Origin of the sequence: Burkholderia puraquae (genome assembly GCF_002099195.1) — a bacterium.
Lineage (GTDB): Bacteria > Pseudomonadota > Gammaproteobacteria > Burkholderiales > Burkholderiaceae > Burkholderia > Burkholderia puraquae.
Genome location: NZ_NBYX01000019.1, coordinates 140164 through 146859 on the forward strand (window position 1 = coordinate 140164; position 6696 = coordinate 146859).

7 protein-coding genes are annotated in these 6696 nt (G+C 65.9%); all 7 read left to right on the top strand.

Going from position 1 to position 6696, the window contains the following annotated elements:
• Positions 1-149: 149 nt before the first annotated feature.
• Positions 150-1337, top strand: a complete 1188-nt coding sequence (locus B7G54_RS29220) for an MFS transporter (RefSeq protein ID WP_085042187.1) — start codon at positions 150-152, stop codon at positions 1335-1337.
• A gap of 101 nt (positions 1338-1438) precedes the next feature.
• Entirely contained in the window at positions 1439-1987 is a 549-nt protein-coding gene (locus B7G54_RS29225; RefSeq protein ID WP_085042188.1) for a single-stranded DNA-binding protein, read from the top strand.
• Positions 1988-2106: 119 nt separating this feature from the next.
• Positions 2107-2655, top strand: a complete 549-nt coding sequence (mug, locus tag B7G54_RS29230; protein WP_085042189.1) for a G/U mismatch-specific DNA glycosylase — start codon at positions 2107-2109, stop codon at positions 2653-2655.
• Entirely contained in the window at positions 2642-3265 is a 624-nt protein-coding gene (locus tag B7G54_RS29235) for a DNA-3-methyladenine glycosylase (protein ID WP_085042190.1), read from the top strand. The genes mug and B7G54_RS29235 overlap by 14 nt, the downstream gene beginning before the upstream one ends.
• A gap of 101 nt (positions 3266-3366) precedes the next feature.
• The gene (locus tag B7G54_RS29240) at positions 3367-4131 is read left to right on the top strand and encodes a ParA family protein (protein ID WP_085042191.1); all 765 of its coding nucleotides are present in this window, start codon (positions 3367-3369) and stop codon (positions 4129-4131) included.
• 502 nt (positions 4132-4633) lie between these two features.
• Positions 4634-5218: a TIGR01841 family phasin gene (gene phaP, locus B7G54_RS29245; protein ID WP_085042192.1), complete on the top strand. Its 585-nt coding sequence runs from the start codon at positions 4634-4636 to the stop codon at positions 5216-5218.
• A gap of 303 nt (positions 5219-5521) precedes the next feature.
• On the top strand, positions 5522-6696 hold a 1175-nt coding region (locus tag B7G54_RS29250; RefSeq protein ID WP_085042193.1), incomplete at its 3' end, for an acetyl-CoA C-acetyltransferase.

The window sequence follows — 6696 nt, forward strand, 5'->3', positions numbered from 1 at the left end:
AAGCGGCCGCGTCGCGCGGTTCCGGGCGGCCTGCGGGTTGCCTGAATCCTGCGCCGACGCGTCGCCCGCCAGGCCTCCCGGGCCGCTGGTCCTGATCTTCCGCCGCCCGGTGTCGGGCGGACATTCCGATCATTCGAAATTCATTCCCGATGTCCAATCCGTCCGCCACGTCTTCCCGCATGACCGCGCCCGAATTGCGCGCGACCACGTCGCTCGCAGCGATCTTCGCGCTGCGCATGCTCGGCCTGTTCATGATCATGCCGGTGTTCTCGGTCTACGCGAAAACCATCCCGGGCGGCGACAACGTGCTGCTCGTCGGCATCGCGCTCGGGGCCTACGGCGTCACGCAGTCGCTGTTCTACATCTTCTACGGCTGGGCGTCCGACAAGTTCGGCCGCAAGCCGGTGATCGCCACGGGCCTCGTGATCTTCGCGATCGGCAGCTTCGTCGCCGCGTTCGCGCACGACATCACGTGGATCATCGTCGGCCGGGTGATCCAGGGGATGGGCGCGGTGTCGTCCGCGGTGCTCGCGTTCATCGCCGACCTGACCTCCGAGCAGAACCGCACGAAGGCGATGGCGATGGTCGGCGGGTCGATCGGCGTGTCGTTCGCGGTCGCGATCGTCGGTGCGCCGATCGTGTTCCACTGGGTCGGGATGAGCGGGCTGTTCGCGATCGTCGGCGTGCTGTCGATCCTCGCGATCGGCGTCGTGGTGTGGATCGTGCCCGACGCGGCGAAGCCCGTGCACGTGCCCGCGCCGTTTGCCGAGGTGCTGCACAACGTCGAGCTGTTGCGCCTGAACTTCGGCGTGCTGGTGCTGCACGCGACGCAGACGGCGCTGTTCCTCGTCGTGCCGCGCCTGCTCGTCGACGGCGGCCTGCCGGTCGCCGCGCACTGGAAGGTCTACCTGCCGGTGATGGGGCTCGCGTTCGTGATGATGGTCCCGGCGATCATCGTCGCGGAAAAACGGGGCAAGATGAAGCCGGTGCTGCTCGGCGGCATCCTGGCTATCCTGATCGGCCAATTGTTGCTAGGCAGCGCGCCGCATACCATTCTGATTGTGGCGGCGGTGCTGTTCGTCTACTTCCTCGGGTTCAACATCCTGGAAGCGTCGCAGCCGTCGCTCGTGTCGAAGCTCGCACCCGGCTCGCGCAAGGGCGCGGCCACGGGCGTCTACAACACCACGCAGTCGATCGGGCTCGCGCTCGGCGGCATCGTGGGCGGCTGGCTGCTGAAGCACGGCGGCGCGAACACCGTGTTCTACACGTGTTCTGGGCTCGTGGCCGCGTGGCTTATAATCGCGGCCAGCATGAAAGCGCCGCCGCGCAAGGCCTGAACTCACTTTTGGCAGGTACCGGCGGCGTTCGCCGGCTTGCCCGGCGGGCCGCCCCGACAGCATGAGCGGGCGGCCCGGCATCGAATTTACTGGAGAAACACATGGCATCCGTCAACAAGGTCATCCTCGTCGGCAATCTCGGCGCCGATCCTGAAGTCCGTTACCTGCCGAGCGGCGACGCGGTTGCGAACATCCGTCTCGCGACGACCGACCGCTACAAGGACAAGGCCAGCGGCGATTTCAAGGAAATGACCGAGTGGCACCGCGTCGCATTCTTCGGTCGTCTGGCGGAAATCGTCAGCGAATACCTGAAGAAGGGCTCGTCGGTCTATATCGAAGGCCGCATCCGCACGCGCAAGTGGCAGGGCCAGGACGGCCAGGATCGCTACTCGACCGAAATCGTCGCGGACCAGATGCAGATGCTCGGCGGCCGCGGCGGTGTGGGCGGCGGCGGTGGCGGTGGTGACGAAGGCGGTTACGGCGGCGGCTACGGTGGTGGCGGCGGCGGCGGCCGCGGCGAGCAGGCGGAACGCGGCGGCGGTCGTGCCGGCGGCGCGGCGCGTGGCGGTGCAGGCGGCGGCGCGCAGAGCCGTCCGAGCGCACCGGCTGGCGGCGGCTTCGACGAGATGGACGACGATATCCCGTTCTGATCGGCAAGTCGGTACCTGCATCACGATGGGCCCGAATGTCCGAGTCAAGCCGGTTGCTTGGCCCGGGTCTTCGGGCCTTCTTTCGTTTACGTCGATGTTCCTTGCGCGCCAGGCAAAACGTGGCTGACGAACTTCCCGACCTCATCGCTCCGCATCTCGACGTGCTGTTCTGCGGGATCAATCCCGGCCTGACCGCGGCCGCGACCGGGCATCACTTCGCGGGGAGAAACAACCGCTTCTGGCGCGTGATCCATCTCGCGGGCTTCACGCCGGCGGAAATTTCGCCGCAGGACGATCACGCGATCCTCCGGTATGGCTGCGGCCTGACGGCGGTGGTGAAACGGCCGACCGCGAGTGCCGAGCAGCTCTCGCGTGCAGAATTCATTGCCGCGGCCGCGGAGTTCGACCAGAAGCTGGCACGCTATGCGCCGCGCTTCGTCGCTTTTCTCGGCAAGGCGGCGTACGCGGCGCTTTCCGGTCGGCGAGAAGTCGAGTGGGGGCTGCAACCGGCCCGCATGCAGGGGGCGAGCGTCTGGGTGCTGCCCAATCCCAGCGGGAGAAACCTCGCATTCGGTCTCGACGATCTGGTTGACGCATACCGTCAGCTTCGTCTGCAGGCGAAGACCGTTTCCGGTCTTCAACCGGGGGGGCGCGATGCGGCGCAGTGAAACCGCGCCCCGGTGGCCGGGCACCGGGCTGCCCCGCGCATTCTTCGACCGCACGGCCACCGACGTCGCGCCGCAACTGCTCAACAAGATCCTCGCGGCCGCGGACGGCCGGGCCGGGCGGATCGTCGAAGTGGAAGCCTATGCGGGCGCGATCGATCCGGCCGCGCACACCTATCGCGGCAAGACGCCGCGCAATGCGACGATGTTCGGGCCGCCGGGGCACCTGTACGTCTATTTCACGTATGGGATGCACTGGTGCTGCAACTGCGTGTGCGGCCCGGATGGCACGGGAACGGGTGTGCTGATTCGTGCGCTCGAGCCGTTGCTAGGGCTCGAACAAATGCGTGCGGCACGGCCGCCGCAGACGCGGGATCGCGACCTGTGCCGGGGGCCGGCGCGGCTGACCCGGGCGATGGGGATCACCGGCGTGCAGGATGGTGTCGACCTGATCGGCGCGCACGAAGGGTTCGCGATCGTCGACGACGGCATCCCGCCGCCCGCCGATCTGGCGGGCGGGCCGCGCATCGGCATTCGCGTCGGCGCGGATCTGCCGTGGCGGTGGAGCGTGCCGGGTAACCGGTATGTATCGGGGCCACAGCCGCGCACGTGACGCGTGCGGTACACAATCGCACGCAATTCGACCTGCGTCACGCGAGCGCCATTATTGACCGGCTAAGCTTGTCTTTTCGACGTTTCGATCGAGGAGACACAATGCGGCGGGTCGTATTCAACCAGAAGGGCGGCGTAGGGAAATCGACGATCGTCTGCAACCTGGCGGCGATCAGCGCGAGCGAAGGGCTGCGCACGCTCGTCATCGACCTCGATGCACAGGCGAACTCCACGCGCTACCTGCTCGGCGACGCCGCGTCCGACGCGCAGCCGGGCGTCGCCGATTTCTTCGAAACCGCGCTGACCTTCAACTTCCGACCGGTCGACGTCGCGTCGTTCATCCATCCGACCCCGTTCGAAGGGCTCGACGTGATGCCCGCGCATCCGGATCTCGACGCGCTGCACGGCAAGCTCGAATCGCGCTACAAGATCTACAAGTTGCGCGACGCGCTGAACGAGCTCGACACCTACGATGCCGTGTACATCGACACGCCGCCCGCGCTGAATTTTTATACGCGCTCGGCGCTGATCGCGGTGGAGCGCTGCCTGATCCCGTTCGACTGCGACGATTTCTCGCGCCGTGCGCTGTACACGCTGCTCGAGAACGTGAAGGAAATCCAGCAGGACCACAATGCGGCGCTCGAGGTGGAAGGGATCGTCATCAACCAGTTCCAGCCGCGGGCGAGCCTGCCGCAGCGGCTGGTCGACGAACTCGTCGAAGAAGGGCTGCCGGTGCTCGCGTCGAGGCTGTCGGCGTCGGTGAAGATCCGCGAGTCGCATCAGCAGTCCAAGCCGGTGATCCATCTGGAGCCCGGACACAAGCTCGCGCAGGAGTTCCTCGCGCTGCATCGCGAGCTGGCCGGCTGATTCCGCGCCAGCCTGGTGGAGACACGGCCGCATCACGCGGCCGTTTTTTTTATTGCGACCCGTAATTCATACGATCATTGATTTCGTCATTAATAATCCCGAAAACGATTTCATAATAAATCCAGAAAAAACGATTACATAGATGGTCGCTCCATTTTCAATGCGCGTCGGTTTTCTAATAAACGGAATAATGAATTGGTAAATGTTGCGCGTCGTCATGATCCGCTATCCTGCAACAAGGTAAAAATGCAATGCGGGACAGAGTGATGCGCGGCTCCGTCTGCGATGTCGGCGCGTTGAGGGTTTCAGCGGTCGCGTTGAATGTATAAGGGTTTACACCTATCATTAATGCCATTTAATTGACAATTAATCGATCTAAAATGGGCTCCTTCAACTTCCCGTGCTCAAATAAGTGGCGGGTTGTCAATAAGGGAGTCTGCTGTCGATTCGACTTCCAATTTTCTTTACTTGGTCTCTCGCATTGCTAACAGGAGCGTGCCCGATGTCCGTATTTGCCCCCGAAAAACTCAACGCCGAATATCAATCCGGTATCGCCGCGTGGTTTGCGATCGCCCGTCCGGCGATCCAAGGTTTCGAGGCTGTCGTCGAACTCAACCTGCAAGCGGCCCGGACGGCGCTCGAGGAATACGAGGACAAGCTGAAGAACGCGTTCAACAGCAGTAACCCGGCCGTGGGTTTCGCGCAGCAGGTTGCCGCACCGCAGGAAGCGGCCGGCAAGGTCGTGTCGTACGGCCGCCATCTGTTCGACATCGCGGTGTCGACGCAGTCCGAATGGGCAAAGGTCGCGCAAGCGCAATACGAACAGAACGACAAGCGCCTGAAGGACGTGCTCGGCGAACTGTCGAAGCATGCGCCGGCCGGCTCGGCGCCGGTGGTGGCCGCGCTGAACTCGGCGCTGTCCGCAGCGACCGCCGCGGCCGACTCCGTGCGCGCAGCGACGGGCCAGGCGATCGAGGCCGCACAGAGCGGTTTCGATGCGGTCAGCGAAACGGCCACGCGGGGTGCCAAGCAAACGGCTGCCGCCGCGCGCAAGGACGCTGCCGCCGCACGCGAATCGGCTGCCTGATCGCGTAGCCGCGCGTAGTCGCGCAAGTACGTGTCGCGCACAAAGCGCGACACGATTGATCGGCGCCGGATGGCGCCGGATGCCGCGTGTGCCGCGTGACGTCCGGCGAACGTCCGGTTTGCCGCAAGGCGCCGGTGAACCGGCGAGCCGTACCGGTGCGCCGCCCGTGCGAACGGATGCTGCGCGCCGTATGGCAGCGTGCGACCGCTATCGCGCCGGATGGCCCGAGATGCGTGATCGCCGGCCGAGGCAGGCTCGTGCCGGCGCCAGAACGACGAACTGATTTCGATGCAGGAACTGGACATGACGGACGTAGTGATCGTATCGGCCGCGCGGACCGCGGTCGGCAAATTCGGCGGTTCGCTTGCGAAGATTGCGGCGCCCGAACTGGGCGCGACGGTGATCCGCGCGGTGCTGGAGCGAGCGGGCGTGAAGCCCGAGCAGGTCAGCGAAGTGATCATGGGCCAGGTGCTGACGGCCGGCTCCGGGCAGAACCCGGCGCGGCAGTCGCTGATCAAGGCCGGGCTGCCGAGCGCAGTGCCTGGGATGACGATCAACAAGGTGTGCGGCTCGGGCCTGAAGGCCGTGATGCTGGCGGCGAATGCGATCGTCGCGGGCGACGCGGAGATCGTGATCGCGGGCGGCCAGGAGAACATGAGCGCATCGCCGCACGTGCTGCCGGGCTCGCGCGACGGGTTCCGGATGGGCGACGCGAAGCTGGTCGACACGATGATCGTCGACGGGCTGTGGGACGTGTWCAACCAGTACCACATGGGCATCACGGCGGAGAACGTCGCGAAGGAATACGGGATCACGCGCGAAGAGCAGGATGCRTTCGCGGCGCTGTCGCAGAACAAGGCGGAAGCGGCGCAGAAGGCCGGCCGCTTCGACGACGAGATCGTGCCGGTGGCGATYCCGCAACGCAAGGGCGAGCCGCTGCAGTTCGCGACGGATGAATTCGTGCGTCACGGCGTGACGGCGGAATCGCTGGCGGGGCTGAAGCCGGCGTTCTCGAAGGACGGCTCGGTGACGGCGGCGAACGCGTCGGGGCTGAACGACGGCGCGGCGGCGGTGCTGGTGATGTCGGCGCAGAAGGCGGCGGCGCTGGGCCTGACGCCGCTGGCGCGGATCAAGGCGTACGCGAACGCGGGGGTGGATCCGAGCGTGATGGGGATGGGCCCGGTGCCGGCGTCGCGCCGGTGCCTGGAGCGCGCGGGCTGGACGCCGGGCGACCTGGACCTGATGGAGATCAACGAGGCGTTTGCGGCGCAGGCGCTGGCGGTGCACAAGCAGATGGGCTGGGACACGTCGAAGGTGAACGTGAACGGCGGGGCGATCGCGATCGGCCACCCGATCGGCGCGTCGGGCTGCCGGATCCTGGTGACGCTGCTGCACGAGATGGCCAAGCGCGATGCGAAGCGCGGGCTGGCGTCGCTGTGCATCGGCGGCGGGATGGGCGTCGCGCTCGCGGTCGAGCG